Source organism: Pseudomonas sp. NCCP-436 (assembly GCF_019656335.1).
In the GTDB taxonomy this organism is placed as follows: Bacteria; Pseudomonadota; Gammaproteobacteria; order Pseudomonadales; family Pseudomonadaceae; genus Aquipseudomonas.
The window spans coordinates 178,909-194,350 of the sequence record NZ_BPLZ01000007.1; the positions used below are offsets into that span (position 1 = coordinate 178,909).

At 62.2% G+C, this 15,442-nt stretch carries 16 protein-coding genes; 3 read left to right on the top strand and 13 right to left on the bottom strand.

All coding sequences use genetic code 11. The features are described from left to right. Positions 1-9: 9 nt before the first annotated feature. The 7 genes from metW to NCCP436_RS10110 all read right to left on the bottom strand — a co-directional run bounded on the left by metW (position 10) and on the right by NCCP436_RS10110 (position 6,509). A complete protein-coding gene (metW, locus tag NCCP436_RS10080) occupies positions 10-630 on the bottom strand; it encodes a methionine biosynthesis protein MetW (RefSeq protein ID WP_220803862.1) in 621 nt (206 codons plus the stop codon). Between the two features lie 2 nt (positions 631-632). Further along, positions 633-1,772: a homoserine O-acetyltransferase gene (locus NCCP436_RS10085; protein ID WP_220803863.1), complete on the bottom strand. Its 1,140-nt coding sequence runs from the start codon at positions 1,770-1,772 to the stop codon at positions 633-635. 155 nt (positions 1,773-1,927) lie between these two features. After that, positions 1,928-3,898 (bottom strand): dynamin-like GTPase family protein, encoded by a 1,971-nt coding sequence (locus tag NCCP436_RS10090; protein ID WP_220803864.1) that lies wholly within the window; start codon positions 3,896-3,898, stop codon positions 1,928-1,930. A 184-nt stretch (positions 3,899-4,082) separates the two neighbouring features. Next, positions 4,083-4,373 carry a DUF167 domain-containing protein gene (locus NCCP436_RS10095; protein ID WP_220803865.1) on the bottom strand — a complete coding sequence of 97 codons (291 nt, stop codon included), beginning with the start codon at positions 4,371-4,373 and terminating at the stop codon, positions 4,083-4,085. Positions 4,374-4,375: 2 nt separating this feature from the next. Next, positions 4,376-4,969: a YggT family protein gene (locus NCCP436_RS10100; RefSeq protein WP_220803866.1), complete on the bottom strand. Its 594-nt coding sequence runs from the start codon at positions 4,967-4,969 to the stop codon at positions 4,376-4,378. A 10-nt stretch (positions 4,970-4,979) separates the two neighbouring features. Beyond that, a complete protein-coding gene (gene proC, locus NCCP436_RS10105; RefSeq protein WP_220803867.1) occupies positions 4,980-5,798 on the bottom strand; it encodes a pyrroline-5-carboxylate reductase in 819 nt (272 codons plus the stop codon). A gap of 18 nt (positions 5,799-5,816) precedes the next feature. After that, positions 5,817-6,509, bottom strand: coding sequence for a YggS family pyridoxal phosphate-dependent enzyme (locus NCCP436_RS10110; RefSeq protein ID WP_220803868.1), 693 nt, complete (start codon positions 6,507-6,509; stop codon positions 5,817-5,819). Positions 6,510-6,583: 74 nt separating this feature from the next. Here NCCP436_RS10110 and pilT point away from each other — a divergent pair, with 74 nt between their 5' ends. Further along, the gene (gene pilT, locus NCCP436_RS10115) at positions 6,584-7,618 is read left to right on the top strand and encodes a type IV pilus twitching motility protein PilT (RefSeq protein WP_220803869.1); all 1,035 of its coding nucleotides are present in this window, start codon (positions 6,584-6,586) and stop codon (positions 7,616-7,618) included. A 93-nt stretch (positions 7,619-7,711) separates the two neighbouring features. Then, on the top strand, positions 7,712-8,857 hold the full coding sequence (locus NCCP436_RS10120) for a PilT/PilU family type 4a pilus ATPase (protein WP_220803870.1): 1,146 nt from the start codon (positions 7,712-7,714) through the stop codon (positions 8,855-8,857). Here NCCP436_RS10120 and NCCP436_RS10125 read toward each other — a convergent pair. Then, complete coding sequence (locus NCCP436_RS10125; protein WP_220803871.1) at positions 8,823-9,713, bottom strand: TIGR03915 family putative DNA repair protein; 891 nt, start codon at positions 9,711-9,713, stop codon at positions 8,823-8,825. The two genes, NCCP436_RS10120 and NCCP436_RS10125, sit on opposite strands and share 35 nt — an antisense overlap. After that, positions 9,713-10,924 (bottom strand): putative DNA modification/repair radical SAM protein, encoded by a 1,212-nt coding sequence (locus tag NCCP436_RS10130; RefSeq protein ID WP_220803872.1) that lies wholly within the window; start codon positions 10,922-10,924, stop codon positions 9,713-9,715. The genes NCCP436_RS10125 and NCCP436_RS10130 overlap by 1 nt, the downstream gene beginning before the upstream one ends. 149 nt (positions 10,925-11,073) lie before the next feature. Between NCCP436_RS10130 and NCCP436_RS10135 the strand changes: the two genes are divergently transcribed. Continuing rightward, the gene (locus NCCP436_RS10135) at positions 11,074-11,472 is read left to right on the top strand and encodes a TM2 domain-containing protein (RefSeq protein WP_220803873.1); all 399 of its coding nucleotides are present in this window, start codon (positions 11,074-11,076) and stop codon (positions 11,470-11,472) included. Positions 11,473-11,486: 14 nt separating this feature from the next. On the opposite strand, the gene ntrC is transcribed toward NCCP436_RS10135, so the two are convergent. The 4 genes from ntrC to NCCP436_RS10155 all read right to left on the bottom strand — a co-directional run bounded on the left by ntrC (position 11,487) and on the right by NCCP436_RS10155 (position 15,380). Beyond that, positions 11,487-12,917: a nitrogen regulation protein NR(I) gene (ntrC, locus tag NCCP436_RS10140; protein ID WP_220803874.1), complete on the bottom strand. Its 1,431-nt coding sequence runs from the start codon at positions 12,915-12,917 to the stop codon at positions 11,487-11,489. After that, positions 12,914-14,002: a nitrogen regulation protein NR(II) gene (gene glnL / locus NCCP436_RS10145; RefSeq protein ID WP_220803875.1), complete on the bottom strand. Its 1,089-nt coding sequence runs from the start codon at positions 14,000-14,002 to the stop codon at positions 12,914-12,916. Before glnL ends, ntrC begins: the two co-directional genes overlap by 4 nt. A gap of 188 nt (positions 14,003-14,190) precedes the next feature. Next, positions 14,191-14,808, bottom strand: coding sequence for a DUF4124 domain-containing protein (locus tag NCCP436_RS10150; protein WP_220803901.1), 618 nt, complete (start codon positions 14,806-14,808; stop codon positions 14,191-14,193). 5 nt (positions 14,809-14,813) lie between these two features. After that, positions 14,814-15,380, bottom strand: a complete 567-nt coding sequence (locus tag NCCP436_RS10155; RefSeq protein ID WP_220803876.1) for a DUF4124 domain-containing protein — start codon at positions 15,378-15,380, stop codon at positions 14,814-14,816. Positions 15,381-15,442 lie beyond the last annotated feature (62 nt).

The window sequence follows — 15,442 nt, forward strand, 5'->3', positions numbered from 1 at the left end:
CTCCTCGGGTCAGACCGCGACACGGTGGGCGGGCAGGTCGGCGCCGCTGATACGGTAGATGCCGATTTCGCCCAGCAGGTTGGGCCACAGGCGGCTGCCGAAGCCATGGCGGTGGTCGCGATCCACTGCCAGGCGCTCTTCCACCCGGGCCCCCTGTTCATGGCACAGACGCTCGAAATCCTCGAAGGTGCAGAAGTGGATGTTCGGCGTGTTGTACCAGGTGTAGGGCAGGAAATCCGATACGGGCATACGACCCTTGGTGGTCAGATACCAGCGGCAGCGCCAGTGGCCGAAGTTGGGAAAGGTGATGATGCAGGTCCGGCCCACCCGCAGCATCTCGGCCAGTACCTTGTCCGGATAGTGCAGCGCCTGCAGCGACTGGGTCATGACCACCACGTCGAAGCTGTTGCTGGCGAAGTTGCCCAGGCCCAGGTCGAGGTTCTGTTCGATGACGTTGACGCCGCGCTCGATGCACAGGGCGATCTTGTCCGGGTCGATCTCCAGACCGTAGCCGGAGACCTGCTTGTTGTCGCGCAACCAGGCCAGCAGTTCGCCGTCGCCGCAGCCCAGGTCGAGCACGCGGCTGCCCGGGGCAATCCAGTCCTGGATGATTTCCAGATCCGCTCGCATGCTCACACCTCGATCCGTTTCATGTAGCTGCCGAAGGCCTGCAGATAGCGCGGGATCGGCATGAGGAAGGCATCGTGGCCCTGTGGTGCGTCGATCTCCAGGTAGCAGACGTTTTTCTTCGCCGCCATCAGGGCATCGACGATTTCCCGCGAGCGGGCGGGGGAGAAACGCCAGTCGGTGGTAAAGGACATCAGGCAGAAGTCCGCTGAGGCCACTGACAGGGTCTTGGCCAGATCACCACCATGGGCAGCGGCCGGGTCGAAGTAGTCCAGAGCCTTGGTCATCAGCAGATAGGTATTGGCGTCGAAACGTCCGGAGAACTCCTCGCCCTGGTAGCGCAGGTAGCTTTCCACCTGAAACTCGACACTGTGGAAGTCATAGTTGAGCTTGTCGGTCTTCAGCTCGCGGCCGAATTTCTGGCCCATGGCATCGTCCGACAGGTAGGTGATGTGACCGACCATGCGCGCCAGCATCAGGCCGCGCTTGGGAACCACGCCGCGGTCGTGGAAGTGTCCGCCGTGGAACTCCGGATCCGTGAGGATCGCCTGGCGCGCCACCTCGTTGAAGGCGATGTTCTGCGCCGACAGCTTCGGCGCCGAAGCGATGGCCAGGCAGTGACGCACGCGCTCGGGGTAGCTGATGGTCCACTGCATGGCTTGCATGCCGCCAAGGCTGCCGCCGACCACCGCGGCCCACTGCTCGATGCCCAGAGCATCGGCCAGGCGGGCCTGGCTGTGCACCCAGTCTTCCACGGTCATTACCGGAAAGTCGGCGCCGTAGGGTTTGCCGGTGGCCGGGTTGATACTGCTCGGGCCAGTGGAGCCGTTGCAGCCGCCGAGGTTGTTGAGGCTGACGACGAAAAACTTGCGGGTGTCGATGGGTTTGCCCGGGCCGATGCAGCTATCCCACCAGCCGGGTTTTCGATCATCAGGGTTGTGGTAGCCGGCGGCATGATGGTGGCCGGACAGGGCATGACAGATCAGCACCGCGTTGCTGCGCGCGGCATTCAATTCGCCGTAGGTTTCGACAATCAGTTCGTAGTCGGCCAGGCTACGACCACAGGCCAGCGCCAGCGGCTCGCTGAAGCGGAACACCTGGGGGCTGACCAGGCCGACGGAATCTTCGGGAAAGGCAGTGGGCATGGATGCGCTGCTAATGAAACGGAGGAGTCCGCCAGTCTAAAGAGAGGGGCAGGCAGCGGCAAGCGGACATGCCGCAAGTGGTGGATGAGGTTGGTACGGGTGAGGCCGGATCAGTCCCACGATGGCCTGTCCCCGGCGAGACAGGTTCCTGGCGTCTACTGCAAACGCGCCGCTGCCGGCAGGCTGACAATCTTGCCCTGGCGTTGTACCGGTGCCGGGCGGCGTAGTATGCGCAGCATTTCTGCGGCCTGGGCCAGTTGTTGTTCCAGTTGTTGCCGGTAGCGCGCCAGTTGCTCACTTCGCTGGCGGGTCTGGCGATTCTCCTGGGCCAGCGATTTGAGGCGTAGCATGTGGGTTTCCAGCATCTGCTTGTGTTCAAGGGTCTGCTGCATCAGTGGCATCAGGGCATCGGCAGCCCAGTGCTCGGCGTCCTGGCGCAGGCGTTTGTGCAGGGCGATCACTTCCTGAGCCAGGGTGGCGAAGAAGCGCCGGGTCAGGCTGCGCTGTTCGGTGAGCAGAGTCTTGAGCTGCAGGCGGAACTGATCGCCCTTGGCCTGCAGTGCCTTCAGTTCCTTCAGGTGGCGCTGGATATTGAACTGCGGGGCATCGATGGAGCCCAGCGGGTTGTCCTCGTTGTGCCTATGGTAGATGGCCGCGACCATTTTGTTGGCCATCTCGGCTTCATGCTGCAGGTGATGCATATCCACTTCTATGGCGTGGAAGAAGTCGAGGATTGCCTGGTTGATGCCAAGGGTGGTCCAGCTTCCGGTGAGGTTACGGCGCACCTGCACCAGGTGTTCTTCGAGGCGTTCTGCGCGCACGGCCTGGCATAGCAATTCGCCCCGGCGCTGAAGCAGGCGCTGGTTGGTCTTCAGTCCGAGCAGGCGCTTGTGGTGCAGGCTGTGATCGTCACGGGTCTTGGCGGTCAGCTCAAGCAGCAACTGGCCGCTGTCGTGCTGGTGGTTGCCGAGCAGCGCAAGCTGTTCGTCGACTCGTTCCAGGCGCAGATTCAGTACGTGCTGGCTATTGCTCAGCAGGTTCAATGTCTGCCGCACCACCTGTTCCTCGATCAGTCGCTCCTTCTGCGCGACGATGCGTTCGCACAGGAGTCGTTCCAGTTCGACCAGTTGGCTGCGGGCCAGCAGTGTTTCGTCCAGAGAGATCTTGGCCAGCAGCGCCTGCTTGGCTGAAAGCGGCAGTACATCCTGTTCGCTGATACCGAGCAGCCTGGCGGTGCTGCTCTGTATGCGGCTGATGGCCTCTCCCACGAAGGCTTCGCCGGCCAGATCGTCCCATAGCACGTCGATTTTGTTCAGTACGGCGAACAGGCTGGTCTGTTCGTCATCACCGAGTTGACGGATATGCTGCTGCCAGATGTCCATGTCACTGGCGGTCACACCGGTGTCCGCGGCCAGCAGGAAGACGATTGCCTGGGCGCTGGGCAGCATCGACAGGGTCAGTTCTGGCTCGCTGCCGAGGGCGTTCAGGCCAGGGGTGTCGAGAATACGCAGGCCCTGGCGCAGCAGTGGATGGTCGAAGTTGACCATGGCGTGGCGCCAGGCCGGCACCAGCACCTGGCCGGACTGATCCGTGCTTTCAAGCATGTCCGGGTGGAAGCCGAGCTGAATTGCTTCCTCCACTGCCATGGCCTTGGTTCTGGTCACCTGCTGGAAGGCCAGTGCCATGTTGGCCGGGTCGCCGGGGTCCAGAGGGATGTTCACCCAGTGTCTGGGGATGCGCTTGAACTGGGCGATGCTGGCCGAAGCTGTGCGGGTCTCGATCGGCAGCAGACGCACGTAGGGGCGTTCCGACGCGGGATCGAAGAACAGCTCGGTGGGGCACATGGTGGTGCGGCCGGCCTGAGAGGGCAGCATGCGCTGCCCGTAGCCGGAGAAGAACAGGCTGTTGATCAGCTCGGTCTTGCCGCGGGAGAACTCGCCAACAAAAGCCAGGGTGATCTGGTCGGTGCGTAGCACTCGCAGAGCGCGCTCAAGTTTGGCTTGTACTGCCTCGGAGCTGAGCCGGTTGTGCTCCAGCCAGCTGCGATAGCGCGTGATCTCGCGCATCAGCCCGCGCTTCCAGGCCACGTAGGCGTCGACCTGCTGGCTGAGTCGTTCCATGCTCATCCTGGTTCTCCTTGTTGTCGGCAAGGTCTCACGGAGGCTGACTGTCTCCGTCAGAGTTGCTGGCTGTGCCGCCGTGCCGCGCGGCGGACGGGGAATCCGCCGGATTATGCGCTGTTTGGCTGGGGCGTCAATTGGCCCTTGGTACTGATCCGCCTCATGGTCGAGGATGACGAACGAACGGTCGTCAGGGGTGCTGCAGGCCAGGGATTGGCGGCAGGCAGCCGGGCGAGCGGATGCGCAGACGCTTCTGTCGGTTAAGCTCGCCGCTTTCCAGGCTTACCTGGCTCTTGGCTACGCCGAAGGCCTTGGCCAGGAAAGCCTGCAGCTGGGCATTGGCCTTACCTTCCACGGGTGGGGCGGTGAGGCGGATTTTTAGGCGTTCGCCGTGCAGCCCGGCGAACTCGTCCTTGCTCGCCTTGGGCTGCAGGTGGCAGTCGAGGAGCAGATCCTCTCCGTCCCAGCGGTAGAAACTCATGTTCAGAGGAAGGGGCTGAGGACCGAGGGCAGGCCGGTGGAGCTGGCCAGACTGCCGATGACGAAACGGTCGATCAGGTTGAGGGTAATGAAGGCAAAGATCGGCGAAATATCCAGCCCGCCCATGTTCGGCAGCAGCCGGCGGAAGGGGGCCAGCAGCGGCTCGCAGATCTGCTGCACCAGTTGTGCTCCCGGGTTATAGCTGCCAGGGGCGACCCAGGAGAGGATCACGCTGATGATCAGGGCGAAAAAGAACACCTTGAGAAACAGCGAGGTCACGCCGATCACGGACCAGACCAGTAGTTGCGGGATGAAGCCGGTGGCGTTGTAGCCGATCAGGGTCAGGGTGATCACCATCAGCAGCAGTTGCACCAGGATGGCCAGCACCAGCGATGCCAGATCCAGCCCGGCAAAGCCCGGAATGATGCGGCGCAGCGGTGTCAGCAGAGGCTGGGTGGCCTTGACGATGAACTGGCTCAGCGGGTTGTAGAAGTCGGCACGCACCAGCTGCAGGATGAAGCGCAGCAGTACCACCAGCAGATAGAGGCTGCCGAGGGTCTGGATGATGTAAACGAGAGCTTCGATGAGTCCGGACATTGTTGTCTCCTTATTGACCCAATTGTTCGGCCAGCTCCGCCGAGCGTCGGGCGGCGGCGTCGAGAGCTTGCTGCACCAGTGCCTCGAAGCCACCGGCCTGGAACGTACGAATCGCTGCTTCGGTAGTGCCGTTTGGCGAGGTGACGCGGCGGCGCAGTTCGGTGGCGTCTACATCGCTTTCGCTGGCCATGCGGGCAGCGCCCAGGGCCGTTTGGATGCTCAGACGGGCAGCGGTTTCGCGCGGCAAGCCGAGCTGTTCGCCGGCACTGGTCATGGCTTCGATCAGCAGGAAGAAATAGGCCGGGCCGCTGCCAGATACGGCGGTCACGGCATCGAGCTGGATTTCCTCGTCCAGCCACAGAGCCAGGCCGACGGCGCTCAACAGTTGCTCGGCCTGAGCTTTCTGGGCAGCGCTGACACGGGCATTGGCGAACAGGCCGGAGACGCCCTGGCGTAGCAGGGCCGGGGTATTGGGCATGCAGCGCACGACCGGACGTGGGCCCAGCCACTCTTCCAGGCTGGCGCAGCTAATTCCGGCGGCGATGGAGACGATCAGTTGATCCGTACTCAGGTGCGGTGCCAGATCCAGGCATACGGCCTTCATCACCTGCGGTTTTACAGCCAGCACGATCAGGTCGGCGCCACGGATGGCTTCGGTGTTGTCGGCGAAAGTGGCGATGCCGTGATTTTGCTCCAGGCGGGAGCGTTGCTCGCTGCTCGGCTCGCTGGCACGGATGCTGTCAGCAGGTACGCCTTGGGCGCGCAGGCCGCCAATCAGGCTGGCAGCCATGTTGCCGGCGCCGATGAAGGCGATGATCGGGGTGCTCATTGCAGAAAGTTCCTTTAGTCAGGGAGTGGGCTGCCCGTAGTCGCGGGCGCCAAACAGGGCCGTGCCGATACGTACCCAGGTGGCACCTTCGGCAATGGCGGCTTCCAGATCGTGGCTCATACCCATGGACAGAGTGTCGAGATCCAGTGCCAGTTCATCGCGCAGTTGGCGCAGACGGGCAAAAGCAGCACGTTGGGCAGCGATGTTGTCGGTTGGTTCGGGGATTGCCATCAGCCCGCGCAGTCTGAGATTGGGCAGGAGGGCGACTGCCCGGGCCAGTTCCGGCAACTCTTCGGGGCTGCAGCCGGACTTGCTGTCCTCGCCACTGACATTGACCTGCAGGCAGACATTCAGCGCTGGCAAATGTGCGGGGCGCTGGTCCGACAGGCGTTGGGCGATCTTCAGTCGATCCACCGAGTGCACCCAGTCGAAATGCTCGGCGATGGGCCGAGTCTTGTTCGACTGGATGGGCCCAATGAAGTGCCATACCAGCGACAGGTCGCTCAGCTCGGCTTGTTTGCCGAGAGCTTCCTGCAGATAGTTCTCGCCGAAGTCCCGCAGCCCGGCGTCATGGGCCTCGCGAATGGCGATGGCGGGTTTGGTTTTGCTCACCGCCAGCAGGCCGATCTCGGTGAAATTGCGCTGCGAGGCTTGCGCCGCCTCACGGATGCGAGCACCGACCTTTGCAATATTCTTTGCTATCGTGGACATTACCTGCGCTCTATAAGCCCGGCCTTTTCAGGGGTCGTGGCATTCTACCTGCTTGCCTGTAAATGGGGAGTCCCATGGATATTACCGAGCTGCTTGCCTTCAGCGCCAAGCAAGGCGCGTCGGATTTGCACCTCTCGGCGGGGCTGCCGCCGATGATCCGCGTAGATGGTGACGTGCGCCGCATCAATCTGCCGCCTCTGGATCACAAGCAGGTGCACGCGCTGATTTACGACATCATGAACGACAAGCAGCGCAAGGACTACGAGGAGTTCCTGGAAACCGACTTCTCCTTCGAGGTGCCGGGCGTAGCGCGCTTCCGGGTCAACGCCTTCAATCAGAACCGCGGTGCCGGTGCGGTGTTCCGTACCATTCCCTCCAAGGTTCTGACCATGGAGGAGCTCGGTATGGGCGAGGTGTTCCGCAAGATCACCGACGTGCCGCGTGGCCTGGTACTGGTGACCGGTCCCACCGGCTCGGGCAAGTCCACCACTCTGGCGGCCATGCTCGACTACCTCAACAACAACAAATATCAGCACATCCTCACCATCGAGGATCCGATCGAATTCGTGCACGAGTCGAAGAAGTGTCTGGTCAACCAGCGCGAAGTGCACCGCGATACCCACGGCTTTTCCGAGGCTCTGCGCTCGGCGCTGCGTGAGGACCCGGACATCATCCTGGTGGGTGAGATGCGTGATCTGGAGACCATTCGCCTGGCGCTGACTGCAGCGGAAACCGGTCACCTGGTGTTTGGCACCCTGCACACCACCAGCGCGGCCAAAACCATCGACCGGGTGGTCGACGTATTTCCCGCCGAAGAGAAGGCCATGGTGCGCTCGATGCTGTCGGAGTCGCTGCAGGCGGTTATCTCGCAGACCCTGCTGAAGAAGATCGGCGGCGGTCGTGTGGCGGCACACGAAATCATGATCGGCACTCCGGCAATCCGCAACCTGATTCGCGAAGACAAGGTGGCGCAGATGTACTCGGCGATTCAGACCGGTGGCGCGCTGGGCATGCAGACCCTTGATGCCTGCCTCAAAGGGCTGCTGTCCAAGGGGCTGATCAGTCGCGATGCGGCACGGGAAAAGGCCAAGAGCCCGGAAAACTTCTGAGTTGGCGCAATGACGGTTGTGAAGCACGCCCGCAGCCGTTCATCCCACGCGGGACGCCAGTGCATCGAGCGTGCGGATGAGTGAAAACGACGTATGGATTTCGAAAAACTGCTGCGTCTGATGGTGGAAAAGGGCGGTTCCGATCTGTTCATTACCGCAGGTGTGCCGCCTTCGATGAAGGTCAACGGCAAGATCATGCCGGTGACCAAGAATGCCATGTCGCCGGAGCAGACCCGCGAAACCGTGCTGGGCGTAATGAATGAAGCGCAGCGTCGCGAGTTTGCCGAGAAGCATGAGTGCAACTTCGCCATCAGTGCCCGCGGGATCGGTCGTTTCCGCGTCAGCGCCTTCTATCAGCGTAACCTGGTGGGGATGGTGCTACGTCGTATCGAGACCAACATTCCCACGCTTGATGACCTCAAGTTGCCTGAGGTGTTGAAGAAGCTGGCACTGACCAAGCGTGGTCTGGTGCTGTTCGTTGGTGCCACCGGCACCGGCAAGTCCACCTCGCTGGCGGCGATGATCGGTTACCGTAACAAAAACACCAGCGGCCATATCATCTCCATCGAGGACCCGATCGAGTACATCCACCAGCACCAGAGCTGCATCGTCACCCAGCGCGAGGTGGGTATCGATACCGAGAGCTTCGAAGTGGCGCTGAAGAACACCCTGCGTCAGGCGCCGGATGTGATCCTGATCGGTGAGATCCGAACCCGCGAGACCATGGACTACGCCGTGGCCTTCGCCGAGACCGGGCACCTGTGCCTGGCCACCCTGCACGCCAACAACGCCAACCAGGCACTCGACCGCATCATCAACTTCTTCCCGCCGGATCGTCACAATCAGGTGTGGATGGATCTGTCGCTCAACCTCAAGGCCATTGTTGCCCAGCAACTGGTACCGACCCCGGATGGCAAGGGTCGTCGTGCGGTGATCGAGGTGCTGATCAACACGCCTCTGGCTGCCGATCTGATCCGCAAGGGCGAAGTGCACGAGCTCAAGGGGCTGATGAAGCGTTCTACCGAACAAGGCATGCAAACCTTCGATCAGGCTCTGTACAACCTCTATACCCAGGGCGAGATCACCTACGAGGATGCCTTGCTGTATGCCGACTCGGCCAACGATCTGCGTCTGATGATCAAGCTTGGTTCCGAAGCCAGCGGCGATCACCTGTCCAGCATGGCCAAGGGGCTGGCGCTGGAAATCAGTGAGGAAGATCCGGGGCGGATATTCCGCTGACCCCGTCGTTGACGGTACGTGCTGACTCGGTGGCGGCTTTTACGGCAATTCGTTTGCCTTTTTTCCCGGCCAGCAGCGTGGCCTGGCCGTCACGCTGCGCCCCGGCGCGTGCGTCGCTGACCAGTTGCGGGATCAGCGGGCCTTCCGGCAGGTGTTTCCAGAAACGTACCGGCAGGTGTTGCTGCAGTGCCAGCGGATTGAGCCGGGCCGGATTGAAGATGCTGCTGTAGTAGGTTCGCCACAGCGCCTGATCCTTCTCCTCCTCCTCCGGCTGTTGTGCCCACTGCCGCCACAGCGCCGGGCAGGCCGGCTCATGCTGCAGTTGCTGACCATCCCAGAGTACTCCGTCGCGTGGCGTGGCGATAAGCCAGCTGTGCCGGCCGAGCCGGTCGCAGAAGTGCTGGCTGGCCGTCGGCAGGATATCGTGCGCAGGCTCGAACCAGGCGACGAAGTCCACCGAGTCGGGCGGTCCCTGTCTGAAGCGCAGGAAGGCGTGCATGTGATGAATTTCACGCCGCACCGCCTTGATTCGCCGCTGCAGCTCGCTGCCGTCGGGATCGCCGGCCAGTACGGCGTAGCGTTCACCTTTGACGAAGCGCCAGAGCACCCGGTAGAGCAGACTCCAGCGGCCTTCGCCGCGATAACGGGCGGCACTTTCCAGCCAGGCCAGGAGTTCCGGCGAGACGCGCAGGCGACCGCTGGGAAGTGCTGCGGGATTGTCATACTGGTCGAACAGACCGGGAGCGGTCTCCTCATCCAGCCACTGCACCTGATGCGGCGCCAGTCCTTGCAGCAAGGCCTGACGGGCAAGCTGGCGCCAGCCGGCAAAGCTGCCGTCGAAGCGCAGGCCGTGCATCACCATAGCGCCATCTGGGTTGGGGTGTCGCGCAATTGCTGGCGCAGCACGCTGGATTCCTGTTCGCCGTGTGACGGCCGGTAGTCCTGGGTGATGATGAAAGGGCGGGCCTTCTCCACCACGCAGCGAAGGCGGCGCAGATCGTCGAAACGGATGCGGCGCTCGCGGCGCAGGACGCTCAGGCGTCGCGCAGTGACTACACCGATGCCGGGAACGCGGGCGATCAACTGCTCGTCGGCGCGGTTGAGGTCGACCGGAAACTGCTCGCGGTTGGCCAGTGCCCAAGCCAGTTTGGGATCGATGTCCAGCGCCAGGTTGCCTGGAGTGGCGAGCAACTCGTCAGCGTTGAAACCGTAGCCGCGCATGAGGAAGTCAGCCTGGTAAAGGCGATGTTCACGCAGCAGTGGCGGAGCCTGGAGAGGGACGCTTTGCGGGCTGTGCGGAATGGGGCTGAAGGCCGAGTAGTAGACCCGCCGCAGGCGATAGTCACGGTACAGTGACTGAGCGTTGTGAAGGATGGTGCGGTCGTCGCTGGCATCGGCGCCGACAATCATCTGGGTGCTCTGGCCAGCGGGGGCGAAGCGCGGTGCGCGGGTTTCCTCGCGGGACTCCTGCTCGCCCTGATGAATGTGTCCCATGGCCTGGCGGATGCTGCCGGCGTTTTTCTCCGGCGCCAGCCGAACCAGGCTGGTTTCGCTGGGCAGTTCAATGTTGACGCTGAGCCGGTCGGCGTAGCGGCCGGCTTCGGCGATTAGCTCTGGCGCGGCGTCCGGGATGGTCTTCAGGTGGATGTAACCGCGGAACTGGTGTTGTTCGCGCAGCAGTCTGGCGACACGTACCAGTTGCTCCATGGTGTAGTCGGCCGAGCGAATGATGCCGGAGCTGAGAAACAGTCCGCTGACGCAGTTACGCTTGTAGAAGTCCAGGGTCAGGCTGACCACCTCTTCGGGGGTGAAGCGTGCGCGCGGCACATCGCTGGAGCGGCGGTTGATGCAGTACTGGCAGTCGTACAGGCAGAAGTTGGTCAGCAGAATCTTGAGCAGCGAGACGCAGCGACCGTCCGGCGTGAAGCTGTGACAGATACCCGTACCGTTGCTGGCGCCGATGCCGTCCTTGCCCCGCGAGCTGCGTTTGGGCGCGCCACTGCTGGCGCAGGAAGCATCGTATTTGGCGGCGTCAGCGAGAATGCTGAGTTTGTCGATTAACTGCATGGTGGAGACCATGTGATACTGTATTTTTGTACAGTACACGCCGCGTGAGTCGACTTCAAGCGGCCTGATTGCTTGAAGCCTTCGGGAGAACGTGCAACCTTCGGTCAAATAGCGCGTCTTACGGCGGTATCCCGCACAAGGAGTTGACCATGCAACGACAGGACACCCACAGCAAGCTGATCGGCTACCTGCTGTGGATTTTCGGGTTTCTCGGTTCGCACCGTTTCTATTACGGCAAGCCGGTGACCGGCACCATCTGGTTCTTTACCCTGGGCCTGCTGTTCATCGGCTGGATCATCGATCTGTTTCTGATCCCGGCAATGGATCGCGAGGCCGATCTGCGCTTCCATGCCGGAGACATTGATTACAACATCGCCTGGATCCTGCTGACCTTCCTTGGTGTATTCGGTGTGCACCGCATGTATCAGGGCAAGTGGATCACCGGAATTCTCTATCTGCTTACCGGCGGGCTGTTCCTGGTTGGCGTACTCTACGACTTCTGGACCATGAACACGCAGATCTCGCTGAAGAACGCCCTGCGTGGCTGAGCAGGACGAGGGCGCTATTCGTCGCCCTCGTCGTCCCCGCCTGCGACGTTCATTCCCAGTTCTTTGATCTTGCGGGTCAGGGTATTGCGACCCCAGCCCAGCAGCACGGCGGCATCACGACGGCGGCCGGCGGTATGCTTGAGCGCCGTTTCGATCATGATTCGCTCAAAGGTCGGTACGGCAATATCCAGCAGGCCGGACTGACCACGTGCCAAAGCCTGATCGGCCCATTGGCGCAGCCCCTGTTCCCAACTGCTGGCCGGCGCGGCATCCTGCGGTTGCACCAGCAGCTCCGGTGGCAGGTCGTCGACATGTACCTCGCGCCCGGACGCCATGACGGTGATCCAGCGACAGGTGTTCTCCAGCTGACGCACATTGCCCGGCCAGGGCAGGTTCTTCAGGTAGTCCTCGGTCTCGCTTTTGAGCAGCTTCGGCTCCACCGCCAGCTCCTGGGCTGCGCGCGAGAGAAAATGCCGGGCCAGAGTGGGAATGTCCTCGCGGCGGTCGGCCAGCCGGGGAATATGGATGCGGATGACGTTGAGGCGGTGGAACAGGTCTTCGCGGAATTTCCCGGCCTGCACCAGCGATTCGAGGTTCTGGTGGGTGGCGGCGATGATGCGCACGTCTACCTTGACCGGGGTGTGGCCGCCGACCCGGTAGAACTCGCCGTCGGCCAGTACCCGCAGCAGGCGGGTTTGCGTATCGGCCGGCATGTCACCGATCTCGTCGAGAAACAGGGTGCCGCCATCGGCCTGTTCGAAGCGACCGCGGCGTTGACTGGCGGCGCCGGTAAAGGCTCCCTTCTCGTGGCCGAATAGTTCCGACTCCATCAGGTCTTTCGGTATCGCCGCCATGTTCAGGGCGATGAACGGTGCCGCCGCGCGCGGGCTGTGGCGGTGCAGTGCGTGTGCCACCAGTTCCTTACCCGTTCCCGACTCACCGTTGATCAGTACGGTGATATTGGATTGGGAAAGGCGGCCGATGGCCCGGAAGACCTCCTGCATGGCCGGGGCCTCGCCGATGATCTCCGGTGTGCGCGCCTGGGCAGTGGGAGCAGCCAGACTCTGCTGCTCCTGGGCATGCTGGAGGGCGCGCTTGACCAGAGAGACGGCCTCGTCCACGTCGAACGGTTTGGGCAGGTACTCGAATGCGCCGCCCTGATAGCTGGCTACGGCACTGTCGAGATCCGAATGCGCGGTCATGATGATCACCGGCAGGCGCGGGTACAGCTCGCGAATTCTTGCCAGCAGATCCAGGCCGCTGGCGCCGGGCATGCGGATATCCGAGATGATCACGTCCGGCTGCTGGCGAGTCAGGCGGGAAAGGACGCTGTCGGCACTGTCGAAGCTCTGGGTGCTCATGCCTTCCTGTTGCAGAGCCTTTTCCAGTACCCAGCGGATGGAGCGGTCGTCGTCGACGATCCAGACGGTTTCACTGCTGTTCATGGGCTGTTAGCTCCTTGTTCCAGCGGCAGGAAGATTGAGAACACGGTATGCCCGGGATGGCTTTCGCATTCGATCAGCCCCTGATGCTGACTGATGATGTTCTGGGTGATGGCCAGACCCAGGCCAGTGCCGTCGGCGCGACCGCTGACCATGGGGTAGAAGATGGTGTCCTGCAGCTCCGCTGGAATGCCGGGGCCGTTGTCGATGATCTGGATCTTGACCACCAGGCGATGACGCGTATGGCCGATGGTGAACTGACGCAGAGTGCGGCTGCGCAGGCTGATACGCCCGAGGCCCAGGTTGTGCTTCTGTCCGGCTATGGCCTGCATGGCATTGCGCACGATGTTGAGCACGGCCTGGATCATCTGCTCGCGGTCAATCAGCAGGTCCGGGATGCTTGGGTCGTAGTCACGCACCAGGGCGATGCTGCCCTGGGCTTCGGCCTCAATCAGGTTGGCGACCCGTTCAAGTACCTCGTGGATGTTGGTCAGGCTCAGCGTCGGTAGTTTGTTGGAGCCCAGCATGCGGTCGACCAGATTACGCAGACGATCCGCCTCTTCAATGATGACGTTGGTGTAGTCGCGCAGTTCCTCGTTAGGCAACTCGCGCGAGAGCAACTGGGCGGCACCGCGAATGCCGCCCAGCGGGTTCTTGATTTCGTGGGCCAGGCCGCGCACCAGCAGTTTGGTGGTCTCCTGCTTGGACAGCTGCGCTTCTTCCTTGGTGATGCGCAGCAGGCGGTCGCGCGGATGCACTTCCAGCAGCAGGAAGGTCTGCCCCTGGTTGAACAGCGGGGTCACGGCATAGTCGACGGTCAGGGTCTGGCCGGTGGCCGAGGTCAGCACCGCCTCGCGCTTGTTGAAAGGATGTGCCTGCTCCACCGCCTGGTGTAGCGACGACAGGGCTTCGGGCGACTCGGTGAACAGTTCGCTAATGAACTGTCCGTGACTGCGCTGACCGCTGACTGCCAGCAGCATTTCGGCAGCCGGATTCATGTATTCCAGGCACAACTGGCTGTTGAGCAGCAGAGTTGCCGTGGTCAGATTGTCCAGGAGTAGGCGATGCAGAGCGTCGTTGATGGTCATAGGCAGTGTGTTCCGGTAATGGGCAGGAAAATGCAAGAAACAAACCAGAAGCCCTGAAAAGACGCATGTTTTCTGCGTCCGCCCGTATTTCGGCAGTTGCTGAGTAGTGGGATGGCTCAGGTGACGCCCCCAAACAGGGAGGTAAGGTCAGGTAAAAAAGTATTATTGCACCATAATGGTGCGCTTTCTTAGGGGAAGGGAAGGATGCTGACCTTTTCCTTGGGTTTGTCCTTCGGTGGGCACTCCGGGCGAACGCCGTAGTCATCCTTCCGGCAGGGCCTGACCTTGCGCTTCTGTGCCAGGCTCATGCGGTGCATGTGGAAGGGCTGGGCCGGGGTGCGCTCGACGATCAGACCGGCGCTATCGATAATCTCGGCTGCCAATTGGTGGGTTCCACGATCAATGTGCTGCAAGGCGAACACCGGGCTGCGGCTGGGGGCTCCTTGCGGCTCGCCGTTGATTAGTACGCGAAAGCTGTGTCCTGGAAGCAGCGAGGGCTCGCTGGTCAGGGTGACGATCATGTCGCCAGAACCGTTATGCACCGAAGCGTCCGGCTCCGGTAGCAGGATGCGCAGCAGCTGGTAATGGACTGCCGGCTTGCCGACTGCAGGCGGCGATGTGCGCGGAGTCGGGGGCTGGGCGTTGAGTTGCACGCTGTTGGAGGGTGCGAGAATGACTCGCTCGGCATTCTGGCTGGTGGGCTTGTCGGTGAACACGCGGTTGCCCTCGGCATCGATGTAGGTATAGACCTGGGCCGTGGCGCCACAGGCGAGGGCAAGCAGAATGCAGAGCAGCAGGGAGCGCATCATGGTCAGTTGGCAGGTTTCGGAGTGGGCTTGGGCGGCGTGGCAGGCTGGCGGGCCGGACTGTTGACGCTGATGCGCTGCACACTGAAAGCCTCACTGGGGCTTTGCTGAATGATGCGTTCGCCCTGCATCACGGCCACGGCCAGACTGTGCTCGCCGCGGCCGATTTCGGTTACTTGCAGGCTCGTTACGTTGCTTGCCTGGCCGTAGGGCTGGCCATCGAGGATCAGGCGTAGGAGGTGGCCGGGTTGCAGGCGTGGCTGGATCTCGACGCTGACGATGAAACTGCCGTTGTTGCTGCGTATAGCCTCCTCATCGGGAATACCGATCAGGCGCAGCAGGTTGTAAGGAGCCTGCGCCTCGCTGCTTTCAGTTTCGCTGCCTTGGTTGTCGCTGGCTGTTGTCGGAGCCTGCATGGTGTTGGTGGGTGGAAGGGTGACGCTTTCGGCTGCGGAACCATCCGGTGGCTGGTTGGTGAACACCGTGTTGCCGTTGGCGTCGATGTACTTGTAGATCTGTGCGCTGGCGGGCAGGGCCAGGGTCAGTAGCAGGCAGGCGAGTAGCGGGCGCATGACGCGATCCTTCCGCGAATGGGACACCAGGCTCTAAGCCTTGCACTGCCGGACGTTGCTGG

Excerpts from the sequence above, each read along its gene's own strand:
- NCCP436_RS10100 (WP_220803866.1), bottom strand. The coding sequence starts at position 4,969 with ATGTCCGGACTCATCGAAGCTCTCGTTTACATCATCCAGACCCTCGGC.
- ntrC (WP_220803874.1), bottom strand. The coding sequence starts at position 12,917 with ATGAACAGCAGTGAAACCGTCTGGATCGTCGACGACGACCGCTCCATC.
- NCCP436_RS10135 (WP_220803873.1), top strand. The coding sequence starts at position 11,074 with ATGCAACGACAGGACACCCACAGCAAGCTGATCGGCTACCTGCTGTGG.
- metW (WP_220803862.1), bottom strand. The coding sequence starts at position 630 with ATGCGAGCGGATCTGGAAATCATCCAGGACTGGATTGCCCCGGGCAGC.
- NCCP436_RS10095 (WP_220803865.1), bottom strand. The coding sequence starts at position 4,373 with ATGAGTTTCTACCGCTGGGACGGAGAGGATCTGCTCCTCGACTGCCAC.
- NCCP436_RS10110 (WP_220803868.1), bottom strand. The coding sequence starts at position 6,509 with ATGTCCACGATAGCAAAGAATATTGCAAAGGTCGGTGCTCGCATCCGT.
- pilT (WP_220803869.1), top strand. The coding sequence starts at position 6,584 with ATGGATATTACCGAGCTGCTTGCCTTCAGCGCCAAGCAAGGCGCGTCG.
- NCCP436_RS10130 (WP_220803872.1), bottom strand. The coding sequence starts at position 10,924 with ATGCAGTTAATCGACAAACTCAGCATTCTCGCTGACGCCGCCAAATAC.
- NCCP436_RS10125 (WP_220803871.1), bottom strand. The coding sequence starts at position 9,713 with ATGCACGGCCTGCGCTTCGACGGCAGCTTTGCCGGCTGGCGCCAGCTT.
- glnL (WP_220803875.1), bottom strand. The coding sequence starts at position 14,002 with ATGACCATCAACGACGCTCTGCATCGCCTACTCCTGGACAATCTGACC.
- proC (WP_220803867.1), bottom strand. The coding sequence starts at position 5,798 with ATGAGCACCCCGATCATCGCCTTCATCGGCGCCGGCAACATGGCTGCC.
- NCCP436_RS10085 (WP_220803863.1), bottom strand. The coding sequence starts at position 1,772 with ATGCCCACTGCCTTTCCCGAAGATTCCGTCGGCCTGGTCAGCCCCCAG.
- NCCP436_RS10090 (WP_220803864.1), bottom strand. The coding sequence starts at position 3,898 with ATGAGCATGGAACGACTCAGCCAGCAGGTCGACGCCTACGTGGCCTGG.
- NCCP436_RS10155 (WP_220803876.1), bottom strand. The coding sequence starts at position 15,380 with ATGCGCCCGCTACTCGCCTGCCTGCTACTGACCCTGGCCCTGCCCGCC.
- NCCP436_RS10150 (WP_220803901.1), bottom strand. The coding sequence starts at position 14,808 with ATGCGCTCCCTGCTGCTCTGCATTCTGCTTGCCCTCGCCTGTGGCGCC.
- NCCP436_RS10120 (WP_220803870.1), top strand. The coding sequence starts at position 7,712 with ATGGATTTCGAAAAACTGCTGCGTCTGATGGTGGAAAAGGGCGGTTCC.